The 15,387-nt window shown below is 64.1% G+C and carries 15 protein-coding genes and 1 other RNA gene; 14 read left to right on the plus strand and 2 right to left on the minus strand.

Annotated features, from left to right (window positions below):
- Nucleotides 1–2: 2 nt before the first annotated feature.
- Nucleotides 3–377, minus strand: a transfer-messenger RNA (tmRNA) gene (gene ssrA / locus ACPPVR_RS11030).
- A gap of 83 nt (nucleotides 378–460) precedes the next feature.
- Between ssrA and ACPPVR_RS11035 the strand changes: the two genes are divergently transcribed.
- The 12 genes from ACPPVR_RS11035 (at nucleotide 461) to ACPPVR_RS11090 (ending at nucleotide 11,253) form a co-directional block, all read left to right on the plus strand.
- Complete coding sequence (locus tag ACPPVR_RS11035) at nucleotides 461–1,078, plus strand: chromate transporter (protein ID WP_426614248.1); 618 nt, start codon at nucleotides 461–463, stop codon at nucleotides 1,076–1,078.
- The gene (locus ACPPVR_RS11040; RefSeq protein WP_426614249.1) at nucleotides 1,075–1,605 is read left to right on the plus strand and encodes a chromate transporter; all 531 of its coding nucleotides are present in this window, start codon (nucleotides 1,075–1,077) and stop codon (nucleotides 1,603–1,605) included. The genes ACPPVR_RS11035 and ACPPVR_RS11040 overlap by 4 nt, the downstream gene beginning before the upstream one ends.
- 94 nt (nucleotides 1,606–1,699) lie before the next feature.
- On the plus strand, nucleotides 1,700–2,461 hold the full coding sequence (locus ACPPVR_RS11045; RefSeq protein ID WP_426614250.1) for a tripartite tricarboxylate transporter TctB family protein: 762 nt from the start codon (nucleotides 1,700–1,702) through the stop codon (nucleotides 2,459–2,461).
- 7 nt (nucleotides 2,462–2,468) lie between these two features.
- Nucleotides 2,469–4,034 (plus strand): tripartite tricarboxylate transporter permease, encoded by a 1,566-nt coding sequence (locus tag ACPPVR_RS11050; RefSeq protein ID WP_426614251.1) that lies wholly within the window; start codon nucleotides 2,469–2,471, stop codon nucleotides 4,032–4,034.
- Nucleotides 4,035–4,167: 133 nt separating this feature from the next.
- Nucleotides 4,168–5,151 carry a tripartite tricarboxylate transporter substrate binding protein BugD gene (locus ACPPVR_RS11055; protein ID WP_426614252.1) on the plus strand — a complete coding sequence of 328 codons (984 nt, stop codon included), beginning with the start codon at nucleotides 4,168–4,170 and terminating at the stop codon, nucleotides 5,149–5,151.
- Nucleotides 5,152–5,320: 169 nt separating this feature from the next.
- On the plus strand, nucleotides 5,321–6,115 hold the full coding sequence (locus ACPPVR_RS11060) for a thymidylate synthase (RefSeq protein WP_426614253.1): 795 nt from the start codon (nucleotides 5,321–5,323) through the stop codon (nucleotides 6,113–6,115).
- A 5-nt stretch (nucleotides 6,116–6,120) separates the two neighbouring features.
- Nucleotides 6,121–6,606: an N-acetyltransferase family protein gene (locus tag ACPPVR_RS11065; protein ID WP_426614254.1), complete on the plus strand. Its 486-nt coding sequence runs from the start codon at nucleotides 6,121–6,123 to the stop codon at nucleotides 6,604–6,606.
- A complete protein-coding gene (locus ACPPVR_RS11070; protein ID WP_426616072.1) occupies nucleotides 6,606–7,115 on the plus strand; it encodes a dihydrofolate reductase in 510 nt (169 codons plus the stop codon). The genes ACPPVR_RS11065 and ACPPVR_RS11070 overlap by 1 nt, the downstream gene beginning before the upstream one ends.
- A gap of 159 nt (nucleotides 7,116–7,274) precedes the next feature.
- Nucleotides 7,275–8,411, plus strand: a complete 1,137-nt coding sequence (hflK, locus tag ACPPVR_RS11075; protein WP_426614255.1) for an FtsH protease activity modulator HflK — start codon at nucleotides 7,275–7,277, stop codon at nucleotides 8,409–8,411.
- A complete protein-coding gene (gene hflC / locus ACPPVR_RS11080) occupies nucleotides 8,408–9,304 on the plus strand; it encodes a protease modulator HflC (protein ID WP_426614256.1) in 897 nt (298 codons plus the stop codon). The genes hflK and hflC overlap by 4 nt, the downstream gene beginning before the upstream one ends.
- Nucleotides 9,305–9,374: 70 nt before the next feature.
- Nucleotides 9,375–9,581 (plus strand): DUF2065 domain-containing protein, encoded by a 207-nt coding sequence (locus ACPPVR_RS11085; RefSeq protein ID WP_045006215.1) that lies wholly within the window; start codon nucleotides 9,375–9,377, stop codon nucleotides 9,579–9,581.
- A 157-nt stretch (nucleotides 9,582–9,738) separates the two neighbouring features.
- Entirely contained in the window at nucleotides 9,739–11,253 is a 1,515-nt protein-coding gene (locus ACPPVR_RS11090) for a Do family serine endopeptidase (RefSeq protein WP_426614257.1), read from the plus strand.
- Nucleotides 11,254–11,406: 153 nt separating this feature from the next.
- Here the strand turns inward: ACPPVR_RS11090 and serB are convergent, their stop codons facing one another.
- On the minus strand, nucleotides 11,407–12,312 hold the full coding sequence (serB, locus tag ACPPVR_RS11095) for a phosphoserine phosphatase SerB (RefSeq protein WP_426614258.1): 906 nt from the start codon (nucleotides 12,310–12,312) through the stop codon (nucleotides 11,407–11,409).
- 11 nt (nucleotides 12,313–12,323) lie between these two features.
- Here serB and miaA point away from each other — a divergent pair, with 11 nt between their 5' ends.
- Nucleotides 12,324–13,280, plus strand: coding sequence for a tRNA (adenosine(37)-N6)-dimethylallyltransferase MiaA (miaA, locus tag ACPPVR_RS11100; RefSeq protein ID WP_426614259.1), 957 nt, complete (start codon nucleotides 12,324–12,326; stop codon nucleotides 13,278–13,280).
- A 329-nt stretch (nucleotides 13,281–13,609) separates the two neighbouring features.
- Nucleotides 13,610–15,385 carry an acetolactate synthase 3 large subunit gene (locus tag ACPPVR_RS11105; RefSeq protein WP_426614260.1) on the plus strand — a complete coding sequence of 592 codons (1,776 nt, stop codon included), beginning with the start codon at nucleotides 13,610–13,612 and terminating at the stop codon, nucleotides 15,383–15,385.
- The last annotated feature ends 2 nt before the right edge of the window (nucleotides 15,386–15,387 follow it).

Consider the following 15,387-nt stretch of genomic DNA (forward strand, 5'->3'; position numbering starts at 1 on the left):
TAAGTGGAGGCTTCTGTTGCCAGGTGCCTCCGAACCCCGCCTAACGGAGCTTAACCCGTTAGGACTTCAGAATGGTCTTTCAAACTGCGTTACGCAGCCTGAGCAACCGGAGCAAAGTTGTCGTTGGCAACTATTGCATAGCCCGATAACGGCGGAACAATACCGAGAAAAAGAACGCCCTTTACGCCCTCGTCGATCCTATTTCGCCCCCGCCGAAGCTCACTTGTCAGTGGGCCAAGCCCGCCGAACGATGAGCTTTGGTGGAGGCGCCGGGTACCGCCCCCGGGTCCGAATGGTTTATTGCGACGACCGTTTATTTCCATAGCCGGCGAACCGGCACCCCCAATATAGGGGGCAAAGGTTTAGAAAGACAGGGGTTTGGCGCGGCACGGTATTGTTCCCTTTGGATAGGTGCTCGACGGTCTTGGCCGCGAGGCGGTACAGGCTCTAAGTTCCTCCGATGTCCACGGATTCAGCACCGGCCGCCGAAGAACCAGATCAAGAGCCGGATATCGCCCCCGACCACAGCCTTCCGCCCAGCCTGCCGGCGCTGTTCATGGCCTTCGCCCGGATGTCGCTGGCTGGTTTCGGCGGGGTCCTGGTGTTCGCCCGGCGGGCCATCGTCGAGCAGCACCGCTGGATGACGGCGGACGAATTCAACGAGACTTTTGCGCTCTGCCACTTCCTGCCCGGGCCCAACATCGTCAATTTGTCGATGGTGTTCGGGTCGCGGCTGCGCGGGATCGCGGGCGGCGTTGCCGCATTCGCCGGGCTGTTGCTGCCGCCGACGCTGATCATGACCGGGCTCGCGATCGTCTACGCACGGTTCGGCGACGTAGACCTGCTGCGCCGCAGCCTCGCCGGCATCTCCTGCGCCGCGGTCGGGCTCCTGATCGCCGTGGTCTTCCGCATGATGACGCCGCTGCTCAAGCGGATGGATGCCATCGCGCTGATCCTGATGCTTGCGGTGTTCATCGCCATCGGCGTGCTTCGCCTGCCGCTCCAGGCGGTGCTGCTGGTCGCGATCCCGGTCAGCGTCGGCGTCATCTTCCTGATGCGACGGAAGGTAGCAGCATGACCAGTGAGAACCCGATCTGGGCGCTGATCTCCACCTTTGGTCTGATGTCGCTGTTCGCGGTCGGCGGTGCCGCGGCCGCCGTGCCCGAGATGCACCGCATCGCAGTCGATGTGCATCACTGGATGACCGACAAGCAGTTCGTCGACGCCTATGCGATCGCGCAGCTCTCGCCTGGTCCCAACGTCCTTATCGTCACGTTAATCGGCTATGCCGTTGCCGGCATTCCCGGGGCTCTCGCCGCAACGCTGGCGATGTGCCTGCCGACGGCGCTGCTTGCCTATTATGTCAGCCGGCTCCTGAACCGGCCGAGCCAATCGCGCTGGCCCGGTCTGATTCAGGCTGCGCTGGTTCCGCTCTCGATCGGATTGATGGCGGCAAGTGCCCTGATCCTGGCCCAGTCGACCGATCGCACCATTGCTGCACTGCTTCTGACCGTGACCGTTGCAGTGATCGCCGCTGTCTCGCGCGTCAATCCACTATGGCTTTTGCTAGCCGGGGGCTTGTTGGGTTTTGCTGGCATTGTGTGATGAAAATCGCTAGGCAATGATCCGGGCGGGGGATCGATTTCCAGCCGATAGAACAACAATGCTCGTGACTTACCGAGTCGCGGAGGAGACATGCATGGCCGATACAATGGGCCACTCGGCGACGACGACCCGAAACACGTCGGTGGTGATCGCCTTCTGTCTGCTGGCCGTGGCGCCGCAGATTTTCGAATTCATCTGGTCGATCGGGACCTTCTTTGGCTGGGGCGCCGGGCGCGGTCCGGCCACCGTCCTGACGAGCCACGCCGCGGCGCTGGTTGTTGGCGCTCCCGGTGCGTTGCTCAGAGCGGTCGGCGGTGACACCAAGCAGACGTCATCCGATGTGCTGCTGGCACTGGTCTATTCCTATCCGCTGTTTGCGGTGGCGATCCTCACGATCTTCATGACGATCAGGTCGGCACAGGACTATGTCGGCGGCATCGTTCTGATGGCGCTGGCGTTGTTTGCGCTGTGGGCCTCCAGCGATTTGCAGGGAATGCGCGGCTTCTCCTTCGGAGCAGGCACGGCGCCGCGGATGTTTGGCGGGCTGCTCGTCGCACTTGGCGCCGGCATCGCGTTAACGGGACTGCTGACCGATGGGCCGGCGATGGCGCACTATGCCTGGCGCGGGCCGCTGTTCGTGATGATCTCGATCGTCTTCTTCGCGTTGGCGATTCGTCCGCTTGGGGTCGTGGTTACGGCGTTCGCGAGCTTCCTGATCGCGGCGACGGGCACGCATGAGACGCGCTGGGTCGAAGCGATCATCGTCGGCGCCTGCCTGACGCTCGGCTGCGCGCTGCTCTTCCCCTACGTGCTCGGGCTGCCGATGCCGATGTTCCCGCGCTTCCTGGCTCAGTGAGGGTGTGATGTTCGATCTCTTCCACAATCTGGGCCTCGGTTTCGGTGTGGTGTTTCAGATCTCCTGGTGGTCACCCTGGTGGCTCTATGGCCTGTCGCTCCCGATCTCGATCAATATTCTCATGTGCCTGATTGGCGCATTGGTCGGCACGCTTGTCGGCGTGCTGCCGGGCATAGGCACCGTCGCAACAGTGGCGATGCTGCTGCCGATCACGTTCGGATTGCCGCCGGTCGGCGCGCTGATCATGCTAGCCGGCATCTACTACGGTGCTCAGTACGGCGGCTCGACCACCTCGATCCTGGTCAATATTCCCGGTGAGGCGACATCGGTCGTCACCGCCATCGACGGCCACGCGATGGCGAAGCAGGGCCGCGCCGGCCCGGCGCTGGCGATCGCCGCGATCGGCTCGTTCTTCGCCGGCTGCGTCGCGACCGTCCTGATTGCCGTGCTTGGTGCGCCCCTGACCAAGCTCGCGCTGGCCTTCGGTCCGGCCGAATATTTCTCGCTGATGGTGCTCGGCCTGATCTTCGCGGTGGTGCTGGCCAAGGGCTCGGTACTGAAAGCGATCGCGATGATCGTGCTTGGCCTGTTGCTGTCGATGGTCGGCTCGGACATCGAGACCGGCGCCTCGCGCATGGCCTTCAACATTCCGGAGCTCGCCGACGGACTTGGCTTTGCGACGGTGGCGATGGGCGTGTTTGGCTTCGCCGAGATCATTCGCAATCTCGACGCCGGCGCCGAGATGAACCGCGATCTCGTGCAGCAGAAGATCACCGGCCTGATGCCGACCAGGAAAGACCTGATCGACTCCGCGCCTGCGATTCTGCGCGGCACCGTGCTCGGCTCGATCCTCGGCATCCTGCCGGGTGGCGGCGCTGTCATCGCGTCCTTTGCGTCCTATACGCTCGAGAAGAAGATCGCCAAGAACCCGTCGCGGTTCGGCCGCGGTGCGATCGAGGGTGTGGCGGCGCCGGAAAGCGCCAACAACGCCGCGGCGCAGACCTCCTTCATCCCGTTGCTGACGCTCGGCATCCCGCCGAACGCCGTGATGGCGTTGATGGTTGGCGCGATGACCATTCATGGCATCGTGCCGGGTCCGCAGGTGATGCAAAAGCAGCCGGAGCTCGTCTGGGGCATGATCGCCTCGATGTGGATCGGCAATCTGATGCTGATCATCATCAACCTGCCGCTGGTCGGAATCTGGGTGCGGCTGTTGCGCGTGCCCTACCGGCTGATGTTCCCCTCGATCGTGATCTTCTGCGCGATCGGCATCTACTCGGTGAACAACGCGCCGGTCGACGTCGTCCTCGCAGGCGTGTTCGGCCTGGTCGGTTACTGGCTGATCAAGCACGATTTCGAGCCGGCGCCGTTGCTGCTCGGCATGGTGCTCGGACCGTTGATGGAAGAGAACCTGCGCCGCGCACTTCTGATATCGCGCGGCGACTGGACCGTATTCCTGACGCGCCCGCTGTCGGCCGTGCTGCTGGCGATCGCTGCCTTCCTGCTGGTGCTCACGGTTCTACCTTTCTTGCGGGCCAAGCGCGACGAGGTGTTCACCGAATCCGAGAGCTGATCGCGCTGCGCCTGCGTCGGCGCGCCGCATTCGGAAGTCCAATCGACTTGGCCGACAGCTTCGTGAAATGAAAATGCCGGCCGTGAGGCCGGCATTTTTGTTTGTGTCGCAAGGGACCGACAAGGAGATCGAGATGACGTCCATTCGCGTGCTTGCCGCAGGCGCATGTGCAGCAGTGCTCGCATCGCTGTGCGGCTTTGTCGCACCAGGCGCGGCGCAGACCTATCCGACCCGCAGCATCACCATGATCGTGCCGTTCGCCGCGGGCGGCCCGACCGACGTGATCTCGCGCATCGTCACGTCGCATATGGCGCAGACGCTGGGGCAGAGCATCATTATCGAGAACGTGGTCGGCGCCGGCGGCACCACCGCGACCACGCGTGCAGCGCGCGCAGCCAATGATGGCTATACGCTGATCACCGGGCACATGGGCACGCACGCCGCCTCAGTGCCGCTCTATCCGAAGCTCGCCTATCATCCCGAAAAGGATTTTGAGCCGATCGCGCTGCTCGCGGGCACGCCGATCCTGATCCTGGCGCGCAAGGATTTTCCGCCGAAGGACCTCAAGGAATTCGTCACTTACGTGAAGGCCAACGCCGAGAAGGTGAATGCAGCGCATGCCGGCATCGGCTCGGTCTCGCATGTGTCCTGTGAGCTGCTGCACTCCATCCTCGACATCAAGCCGGTCGGCGTGCCCTTCAACGGCACGGGTCCTGCGATGAACGCGCTGGTGGCAGGCCAGGTCGATTACATCTGCGACCAGATTGTCAACGCCGTGCCGCAGATCAACGCGGGCACCATCAAGGCCTATGCGATCGCGACGGCGGAGCGCAATCCGTCGCTGCCAAACGTGCCGACGACAGCGGAGGCAGGCTTGCCCGCGTTCCAGGCCCAGGCCTGGAACGCGATGTTCGCACCGAAGGGAACCTCGCCCGCGATCGTGGCGAGCCTGAATGCCACCGCCGTCAAGGCGCTCGACGACGAGACCGTACGCAAGCGCCTGCTCGAGCTCGGCAGCGTCATCCCGACCCCCGCGGAACGGACGCCGGAGGCGCTCGCTACCCTTGTGAAGAGCGAAATCGCGAAGTGGACCCCGGTGCTCAAGCCGGCAAGTTAATCAGCACAATCAAGCCGATAGGCGAGGGGCGGGACATCAGTTCCGCCCCTTGTCGTTTGTGCCGGGAATGCTCACTTTTCCGGGTATAATCGGTGCGGGCGGCGAATCGACGCTGTCGCAGCACGGGGGTGGCCGGTAAGTTCGCCGCCTTCCCAAAGGCTCATGACACATGCACCAGTATCAGGACCTGCTCGAGCGGATTCTTTCAGACGGCGCCGAGAAGACCGATCGGACCGGCACCGGCACACTATCGGTGTTCGGCCATCAGATGCGCTTCAATCTGTCCGCCGGCTTCCCGATGCTGACCACCAAGCGCCTGCCGCTGAAGGCGATCGTGCATGAGCTGTTGTGGTTCCTGAAGGGCGACACCAACATCAAATATCTGCGCGACAACGGCGTCACCATCTGGGACGAGTGGGCGGATGCCAATGGCGATCTCGGCCCGGTCTACGGCCATCAATGGCGCTCCTGGCCTGCGCCGGACGGCCGCAGCATCGACCAGATTTCGAACGTGGTCGACATGATCAAGCGTAATCCGGATTCGCGCCGACTGATCGTCTCGGCCTGGAATCCAGCCGAAGTCGACAAGATGGCGTTGCCACCGTGTCACTGCCTGTTCCAGTTCTACGTGGCGAACGGAAAGCTGTCGTGCCAGCTCTACCAGCGCTCGGCTGACGTCTTCCTCGGCGTGCCCTTCAACATCGCCTCCTACGCCCTGCTCACCATGATGGTGGCGCAGGTCACGGGCCTGAAGCCCGGCGACTTCGTGCATTCGTTCGGCGACACCCATCTCTACTCCAACCATCTGGAGCAGGCGCGGCTTCAGCTCACGCGGGCGCCGCGTGCGCTGCCGGTGATGCGGATCAACCCCGACGTGAAGGACATCTTCTCCTTCCGCTACGAGGATTTTGAGCTCGTCGGCTACGATCCGCATCCGCACATCAAGGCGGCGGTCGCGGTCTGACGCCAATGTCGCTCAACATCCGTCGCGCGCGTCCTGGCGAAGCCGGGATCGTTCTTGCGTTCATCCGCGAGCTCGCCGAGTACGAAAAGCTGTCGCACGAGGTCGAGGCGACCGAGGCGATGATTGCGGAGGCGCTGTTCGGCAACGATCCGCGGCTCTTTTGCGCACTCGCCGAGTGGAACGGTGAAGCGGTCGGCTTCGCGGTCTGGTTTGCAAATTTCTCCACCTTCAGCGGCCGCTACGGCATCTACCTCGAAGATCTGTACGTGCGGCCCTCACATCGGGGCAAAGGCCTCGGCAAGGCGCTGCTGGTTTATCTGGCGAAGGAATGTGTCGAGAACGGCTGGTCGCGCCTGCAATGGTCGGTGCTCGACTGGAACGCACCGTCGATTGCGTTCTACAAATCGCTCGGCGCCGTGATGATGGACGACTGGACGCTGTGCCGTGTCAACGGGCCTGCGCTGGCGCGGCTTGCGGGGAGCGAGTCTTGATGGAGATCGTCTTCGTTGTTGCGATTGCGGAGAACGGCGTCATCGGCGCAGGCAACGCGATGCCGTGGCGAATGAAATCCGATATGGCGCGCTTCAAGGCGCTTACCATCGGCAAGCCGGTGATCATGGGGCGCAAGACCTTCGAATCCCTGCCCAGGCCGCTGCGCCATCGCACCAACATCGTGATCACGCGCGATGAGGCCTATCGCGCCGCCGGCGCCATTGTCACGACATCGTCTGCGGCTGCCGGCATAGTCGCGCGCGGCGATGCCCTGCGGCGTTCGGTCGCCGAGATTGCGGTGATCGGCGGCGCCGAAATCTACCGGCAATGGCTCGATCGCGCCGATCGCCTCGAAATCACGGAAGTGCATGCGCGGCCCGACGGCGACACGCATTTCGAGATCGACAGGGCCGAGTGGGACGAAACGAGCCGCGTCCGCCACCCGGCCGGCCCGGACGACAGCGCCGACTACTCCTATGTGACATATCGTCGGCGGCCGCCCAATTAACTGCATTCGCCAATGTTTACATTGACTTTTCCGTGCCCGAGCATAGCTCGTGGGACGGTTATGGCCGCGTTGTAAGGGACCTGCCGGTCCCCTATAAAGCCGGACCGGACAATGCGGGCCGGGCAAGTTCTAGTTCTGGTCTGCCGAGGAGAGCGTCGAATGCCGTGGAAGAATCAGGGCGGTGGCCCGTGGGGCTCGGGTCCGAAAGGACCATGGGGCACAGGCCCGCAACCGGTCGGCCCGAGGCCGCCGGATCTGGAGGACCTTCTGCGGCGTGGCCAGGACCGGCTCCAGCAGATCATGCCGGGCGGCTATTTCTCCGGCATCGGCATCACGCTGATCCTGCTCATCATCATCGCGCTCTGGCTTTTGTCGGGCTTCTTCAGGGTACAGTCTGAAGAACAAGGCGTCGTGCTGCGTTTCGGCAAGCACGTGCGCACCGTGGACCCGGGCCTGAACTATCATCTGCCCTATCCGATCGAGACCGTGCTGCTGCCGAAGGCGCTGCGCGTGTCCACCATTTCGATCGGCATGACGTTGATCGACGATCCCGCCCGGCGCGGCCGCTCGATCCGCGACGTGCCGGAAGAGAGCCTGATGCTGACCGGCGACGAGAACATCGTCGATGTCGACTTCACCGTATTGTGGCGCATCAAGCCCAACGGCGTCGGTAACTTCCTGTTCAACATCCAGAACCCCGAGGGCACCGTGAAGGCGGTCGCCGAAAGCGCCATGCGCGAGGTGATTGGTCGCTCCAACATCCAGCCGATCCTGACCGGGGCACGGACGCAGACTGAAGCCACCGTGCAGGATTTGATGCAGAAGACGCTCGACGGCTACGGCGCCGGCATCCAGATCACCCAGGTGCAGATGCAGAAGGTCGATCCGCCAGCGCAGGTGATCGATGCCTTCCGCGACGTGCAGGCAGCGCGCGCCAACCTCGAGCAGCTGCAAAACGAAGCGCAGACCTACGCCAACAAGGTCGTGCCGGACGCGCGCGGCCGCGCCTCGCAGATCTTGCAAGCGGCCGAAGGTTACAAGGAGCAGGCGGTCGCCGAGGCTAAGGGCCAGAGCGCACGCTTCCTGAAAGTGTACGAGGAATACAAGAAGGCGCCCGACGTGACGCGTGAACGGATCTATCTGGAGACGATGGAGCGCCTGCTCGGCGGCTCCGAGAAGTTGATTTATGACGGGGGCTCCTCGAGCCAGGGCATCGTGCCCTATCTCCCGCTCAGCGAATTGACGGCCAAGCGGCCTGCCGCGACCGGCCAGCAGTCGACCGGAGGCACCCGATGAGGTCTCCAGTTACAGGCATTGTTGCGCTGCTTGCGCTGCTGATGATTATGATCGTCGCCTACATGTCGCTGTTCACGGTGCAGCAGACCGAGCAGACCATCGTGCTGCAATTCGGCAAGCCGGTGGACGTCATCACCGACCCCGGGCTGCACTTCAAGGCGCCCTGGAACTCCGTGATCAACATCGACAAGCGGATCCTCGATCTCGAGAACCCATCGCAGGAGGTCATTGCCTCCGACCAGAAGCGCCTCGTGGTCGACGCCTTTGCGCGCTACCGCATCAAGGACGCGTTGCGCTTCTATCAGAGCGTGGGCTCGATCCAGGCTGCGAACCTCCAGCTCACCTCGCTGCTGAACGCAGCGCTGCGCCGCGTGCTCGGCGAGGTCAACTTCATCACTGTGGTGCGTGATGAGCGCGAGAAGCTGATGGGACGCATCCGCGAGCAGCTCGACCACGAGGCCGACGGTTACGGCATCGAGGTCGTCGACGTCCGGATCCGCCGCGCCGATCTGCCGGAGCAGAACAGCCAGGCGGTCTACCAGCGCATGCAGACCGAACGTCAGCGCGAGGCGGCCGAGTTCCGCGCGCAGGGCGGCCAGAAGGCGCAGGAGATCCGCTCCAAGGCTGATCGCGAGGCAACCGTGATCATTGCCGAGGCGAACTCGACCGCCGAGCAGACGCGCGGCGTCGGTGACGCCGAACGCAACCGCCTGTTCGCCGAGGCCTACGGCAAGGATGCTGACTTCTTCGCCTTCTACCGGTCGATGTCGGCCTACGAGAACGGGCTGAAGTCGGGCGATACCCGCTTCCTGCTGCGGCCGGATTCGAATTTCTTCCGGTATTTCAGTAACCCGAGCGGCAAGACGGCGACCGAGACACCGGCGAAGCCGTAAGCTAGACGAAGGGCGGCGCTTCTGCCGCCCTTTGTCCAGACAAGAACAGCATAACGGGAGTTCCAATCCGATGAGGTCCATTGCGTTCGCCGACTTCCTCATCGGCTTAGGCATTCTGTTCGTGCTCGAAGGCTTGATGTTCGCGGCAAGTCCTGCCTGGATGCGCAAGGCCATGAAGAGCGCAATCGCCACGCCGGACAACGTCCTGCGCGCGGTTGGGATCGGTTCGGCTGTCGCCGGATTGATCCTGATCTGGGTGATGCGGCGGCCCATCTGAAGGACGCGCCAACGCCAAAGTGAAGGCGCAGGGCGGGTTTTCGCCGTATTATCGGGGTCTTGAAGCCCGTTAAGCTCCGTGCTTGCGCCGTCCCCCCGTTCGAGCGCAGTCTTCGGGCCGAATCCTTGGCGTCGCATTCTTTTCTCTGGAGACCACAATGACCGCTGCCACCATTGCCCCGACCCGCTTGCGCCCGATCCGCTTGCGACTTGGGCTGGCTGCGCTCGCCGTCGGCGCTGTCAGCGCGTTCGGCTCGCCAGCCTATGCGCGCGGACCGGAAGGCATCGCCGACGTCGCCGAGAAGGTGATCGACGCGGTCGTCAACATCTCGACCTCGCAGACCGTTGAAGCCAAGGGCAGCGGCGGCGGCAGCAACACCATGCCGCAACTTCCGCCCGGCTCGCCCTTCGAGGAATTCTTCGACGACTTCTTCAAGAACCGCAAGGGTCCCGGCGGCGGCGGCAAGGGCGGCGACAGCGGCCCGCCGCGCAAAGCCAACTCGCTCGGCTCCGGCTTCATCATCGACACCTCCGGCGTCGTCGTGACCAACAACCACGTCATCGCGGATGCCGACGAGATCAACGTCATTCTCAACGACGGCAGCAAGATCAAGGCCGAGCTGGTCGGCGTCGACAAGAAGACCGACCTTGCCGTGCTGAAGTTCAAGCCGCCGAAGCCGCTGGTGTCGGTGAAGTTCGGCGACTCCGACAAGCTGCGCCTCGGCGACTGGGTGGTTGCGATCGGCAACCCGTTCAGCCTCGGCGGCACGGTGACGGCGGGCATCGTCTCGGCCAAGAACCGCGACATCTCCTCGGGTCCCTATGACAGCTACATCCAGACCGACGCCGCCATCAATCGTGGTAATTCCGGCGGCCCGCTGTTCAACCTCGATGGCGACGTCGTCGGCGTCAACACCCTGATCATCTCGCCCTCCGGCGGCTCGATCGGCATCGGCTTCGCCGTGCCGTCGAAGACGGTCGCGGGCGTGGTCGACCAGCTCCGTCAGTTCGGCGAACTACGCCGCGGCTGGCTCGGCGTGCGCATTCAGAGCGTCACCGACGAGATCGCCGAGAGCCTCAACATCAAGCCGCCGCGCGGCGCGCTGGTTGCCGGCGTCGACGACAAGGGTCCGGCCAAGCCCGCCGGCATCGAGCCCGGCGACGTCGTCGTCAAGTTCGACGGCAAGGACGTCAAGGACCCGAAGGACCTTTCCCGCGTCGTCGCCGACACCGCCGTCGGCAAGGAGGTCGACGTCATTATCATCCGCAAGGGCGAGGAGCAGACCAAGAAGGTCACGCTCGGCCGCCTCCAGGATCCCGACAAGGTGCAGGCTGCGGTGAAGACCGACGAGCCCGCGCCTGAGAAGCTGGTGACGCAGAAGGCGCTCGGCCTCGATCTCGCGGTGATCAGCAAGGATCTGCGCGCGCGCTACAAGATCAAGGACACCGTCAAGGGCGTGGTCGTCACCAATGTCGACGCCAATTCGGATGCCGCCGAGAAGCGGCTCTCCGCCGGCGACGTCATCGTCGAGGTGGCGCAGGAAGCCGTGTCGAGCGGTGCCGACATCCAGAAGCGGGTCGACCAGCTCAAGAAGGACGGCAAGAAGTCCGTGCTGCTGCTGGTTTCCAACGGCGACGGCGAATTGCGGTTCGTGGCGTTGAGCGTGCAGTAAGAGCCGCTGTTCGCCGCACACTGTCATGCCCCGGCTTGACCGTGGCATCCAGGGCGCGGCTTCTCGGTTCGATCCTCGCGGCCTCTGGAATACTGGATCACCCGCCCCAGTGCGCAATTGCGCACAAGGCGGGTGATGACGCTGGAGAGCAGGCTAGGCCTCCACAAACTCGTCGCGCCGATACCCCTGCGCATACAGCAGCGCGGTGAGATCGCCGTGATCGATCCGCGCGGAAGCTGCAGCCGCCACCGCGGGCTTCGCGTGATATGCCACACCCAGCCCCGCCGCCTGGATCATCGCGAGATCGTTGGCGCCGTCGCCGACGACGACCGAGTCGATATCGTCGAGATCAAACGACTCCATCAAATCGACCAGCGTCGCGAGCTTGGCTGCGCGGCCCAAAATCGGCTCCTTCACTTCGCCGGCGAATTTGCCGTCGCGCACGACGAGCTCGTTGGCGCGGTTCTCCTGGAAGCCGAGCTTTGCGGCGACCGCGCTCGTGAACAAGGTGAAGCCGCCGGAAACGAGGCAGGTATAGGCGCCGTGCGCGCGCATCGTGGCGACCAGCTCGCGGCCGCCCGGGGTCAGCGTGATGCGTTCGGCCAGCACCTTGTCGACGACGCTGGCGGGAAGGTCCTTCAGAAGCGCGACGCGCTCGCGCAGCGCCGGCTCGAACTCGATCTCGCCGCGCATTGCGCGCTCGGTGATGCCTGCGACATGCGCCTTCATCCCGACGAGATCGGCGAGCTCGTCGATGCATTCCTGGCCGATCATGGTGGAATCCATGTCGGCGAGAAAAAGCCTCTTGCGCCGGAAGCCGACTGGCTGCACGACGATGTCGATCGGGAGGTCGCCGCGAAGCTCGCGCAACCGTTGTTCGATGGCGTGGCGGTCGCCTTCGAGGTTACTGTCGGCGCCGAAGGGAATGTCGACCGCGACCCCGTCGAACAGCCAGTGTGCTGGCAGCGCCTGCGGCAGCACGGCGCGGGCGCCGTCGACGATGGTCGAGTCGAGCGCGGGATTGGCGGGATTGCAGATCAGCGTGGCGACGAGGGACATTTGAGGTTTTCGTGAACGAGGGGCAAGTCAGCAGAAGCCATGTTGGCAAGGCCGTGCTTATCGCAGGCCCGACCGCCAGCGGCAAGTCGGCGCTAGCGCTCGAGCTTGCACTGACCACGGGCGGCGTCGTCATCAATGCCGATTCCATGCAAGTCTATCACGACCTGCGCATCATCACCGCGCGTCCCACAGGGGCCGAGGAGGCGCGGGTGCCGCACCGCCTCTATGGCCATGTCGATGCGGCGGTGAATTTTTCGGCCGGCGCCTGGGTGAACGACGCGGCCAAGGCGCTCGAAGAGGCGCGGGCTGAAGGCCGCCTGCCGATCTTCATCGGCGGCACTGGGCTGTATTTCAAGGCGCTCACGGCGGGTCTCTCGGTGGTGCCGCCGATCCCTACCGAGATCCGCGACGACGTACGAGCGCGGCTGGAGCGGAACGGCGTCGAGGCCCTGCATGCGGAACTCGCGGCCCGCGATCCACGCGCCGCGGAGCGATTGAACCTGCGCGACCGCACCCGCATCGCGCGCGCGCTCGAAGTGATCGAAGCGACCGGACGTTCGCTGCTCGATTGGCACCAAGAGGGCGAGCCGCCGCTGTTGCCGAAGGACAGTTTTCGCGCGGTGTTTCTCGCACCCGAGCGCGACGAGCTCTATGCCCGCATCGATGCCCGGTTCGACGCCATGCTCGGCGCGGGCGCGCTGAAGGAGGTGGAGCGGCTCGCTGCGCGCAGCCTCGCCCCGCTGTTGCCGGCCATGAAGGCGCATGGCGTGCCGGCACTGATCCGCCATTTGCGCGGCGAGATAAGTCTCGATGAGGCGGCGACCGTCGGCCGCGCCGACACCCGCCACTACGCCAAGCGCCAGTTCACCTGGTTCCGCCACCAGCTGCCCGAGTTCGAATGGGTGAAGCTGGGTGAGGCGAGGGGGTGGCTCGCAGCCTCCGTCAAGTCAGCAAGGGACGCCGGCTGACGCGCTTTTGTGCCCCGGTTCCCGATTTTACCTCTCGCCGAACTCCGGGAACGCCGCTACACTGCCAAAATCGCGCGGGAACGGCCGCATTGCCTTGACATCCGGGCTTTGGCCGCTATGTTTCGCGCAACCTTTGGGAAGCCGGGCACCTGCCATGCGTAACATTATTACCAAACTCCTTATCGCCGTCGTACCCAGGCACACCGCCGGGGGTGGCTAGCTGCCATCCACATGACAGGCGGTGTGCATGGGCCCTCTTCGGGGCCTTTTTTATTTCCCGAACCCGACACGAACGAAGCCGCTGACAACAGCGCATCCGGAGCAAGCCAATGAGCGACAAGAGCCACGATCCGAACCAGATGACCGGCGCCGCGATGATCGTCCGCGCGCTCATCGATCATGGCGTGACGGATATCTTCGGATATCCCGGTGGCGCCGTGCTTCCGATCTATGACGAGATCTTCCAGCAGAGCGAGGTCCAGCACATCCTGGTCCGCCACGAGCAGGGCGCCGGTCACGCCGCCGAGGGCTATGCGCGCTCGACCGGCAAGCCGGGCGTCGCGCTGGTGACCTCCGGTCCTGGCGCCACCAACATGGTGACGCCGCTCACCGACGCGCTGATGGATTCGATTCCGCTGGTCTGCATCTCCGGCCAGGTGCCGACGCATCTGATCGGCAATGACGCGTTCCAGGAATGTGACACCGTCGGCATCACGCGCCCCTGCACCAAGCACAATTGGCTGGTGCGCGACGTCAACGATCTCGCAAAAGTGCTGCACGAGGCCTTCTACGTCGCGACCACGGGCCGCCCTGGCCCGGTGCTGGTCGATGTGCCCAAGGACGTGCAGTTCGCGACCGGCACCTATCATCCGCCGCGCAAGTCCGACGTGCACAGGTCCTACGCGCCGCGCGTGAAGGGCGATGCGACGCAGATCCGCAAAGCCGTGTCGCTGCTCGCCAATGCCAAACGTCCTGTGATCTACAGCGGCGGCGGCGTGATCAATTCGGGTCCGGAAGCGACCAAGCTGCTGCGCGAGCTGGTCGAGGTCACCGGCTTTCCGATCACCTCGACGCTGATGGGCCTGGGCGCCTATCCGGCGTCGGGCAAGAGCTGGCTCGGCATGCTCGGCATGCACGGCACCTACGAAGCCAACATGACCATGCATGATTGCGACGTCATGCTGTGCGTCGGTGCGCGCTTCGACGACCGCATCACCGGCCGCGTCGACGCGTTCTCGCCGAATTCGAAGAAGATCCACATCGACATCGACCCGTCCTCGATCAACAAGAACATCCGGGTCGATGTGCCGATCATCGGCGATTGCGCCAACATCCTCGGCGACATCCTCCAGGTGTTCAAGGCGGAGTCGAAGCAGCCCGACATCAAGGCGTGGTGGCAGCAGATCACGCAGTGGCGCGCCCGCAACTCGCTCTATTACAGGAAGAGCAACGACGTGATCCTGCCGCAGCACGCGATCCAGAGCCTGTTCGAGGCGACGCGCGGCAGGGACACCTACATCACCACCGAGGTGGGCCAGCACCAGATGTGGGCGGCGCAGTTCTACGGTTTCGAGGAGCCGCATCGCTGGATGACGTCGGGCGGTCTCGGCACCATGGGCTACGGCCTGCCAGCCGCGGTCGGCGTGCAGGTGGCGCACCCGGACAGCCTCGTCATCGACATCGCGGGCGACGCCTCGGTGCAGATGACGATGCAGGAGATGTCGACGGCGGTGCAGTACGAGCTGCCGATCAAGATCTTCATCCTGAACAACCAGTACATGGGCATGGTGCGGCAGTGGCAGCAGCTGCTCCACGGCAACCGGTTGTCGCACTCCTACTCGGAGGCGTTGCCGGATTTCGTCAAGCTCGCGGAAGCCTATGGCGGCGTCGGCATCCAGGTGCACAAGCCGTCAGATCTCGACGGCGCCATCCAGGAGATGATCTCGGTCAAGCGTCCGGTGCTGTTCGACTGCCGCGTCGCCGCGCTGGAAAACTGCTTCCCGATGATCCCCTCCGGCAAGGCGCATAACGAGATGCTGTTGCCGGAACAGGCCAATGACGAGGCCACCGCAAAGGCATTCGCTGGCGGCAAGGCGCTGGTGTGACG

It is taken from the genome of Bradyrhizobium sp. McL0616 (genome assembly GCF_049993385.1).
GTDB lineage: Bacteria > Pseudomonadota > Alphaproteobacteria > Rhizobiales > Xanthobacteraceae > Bradyrhizobium.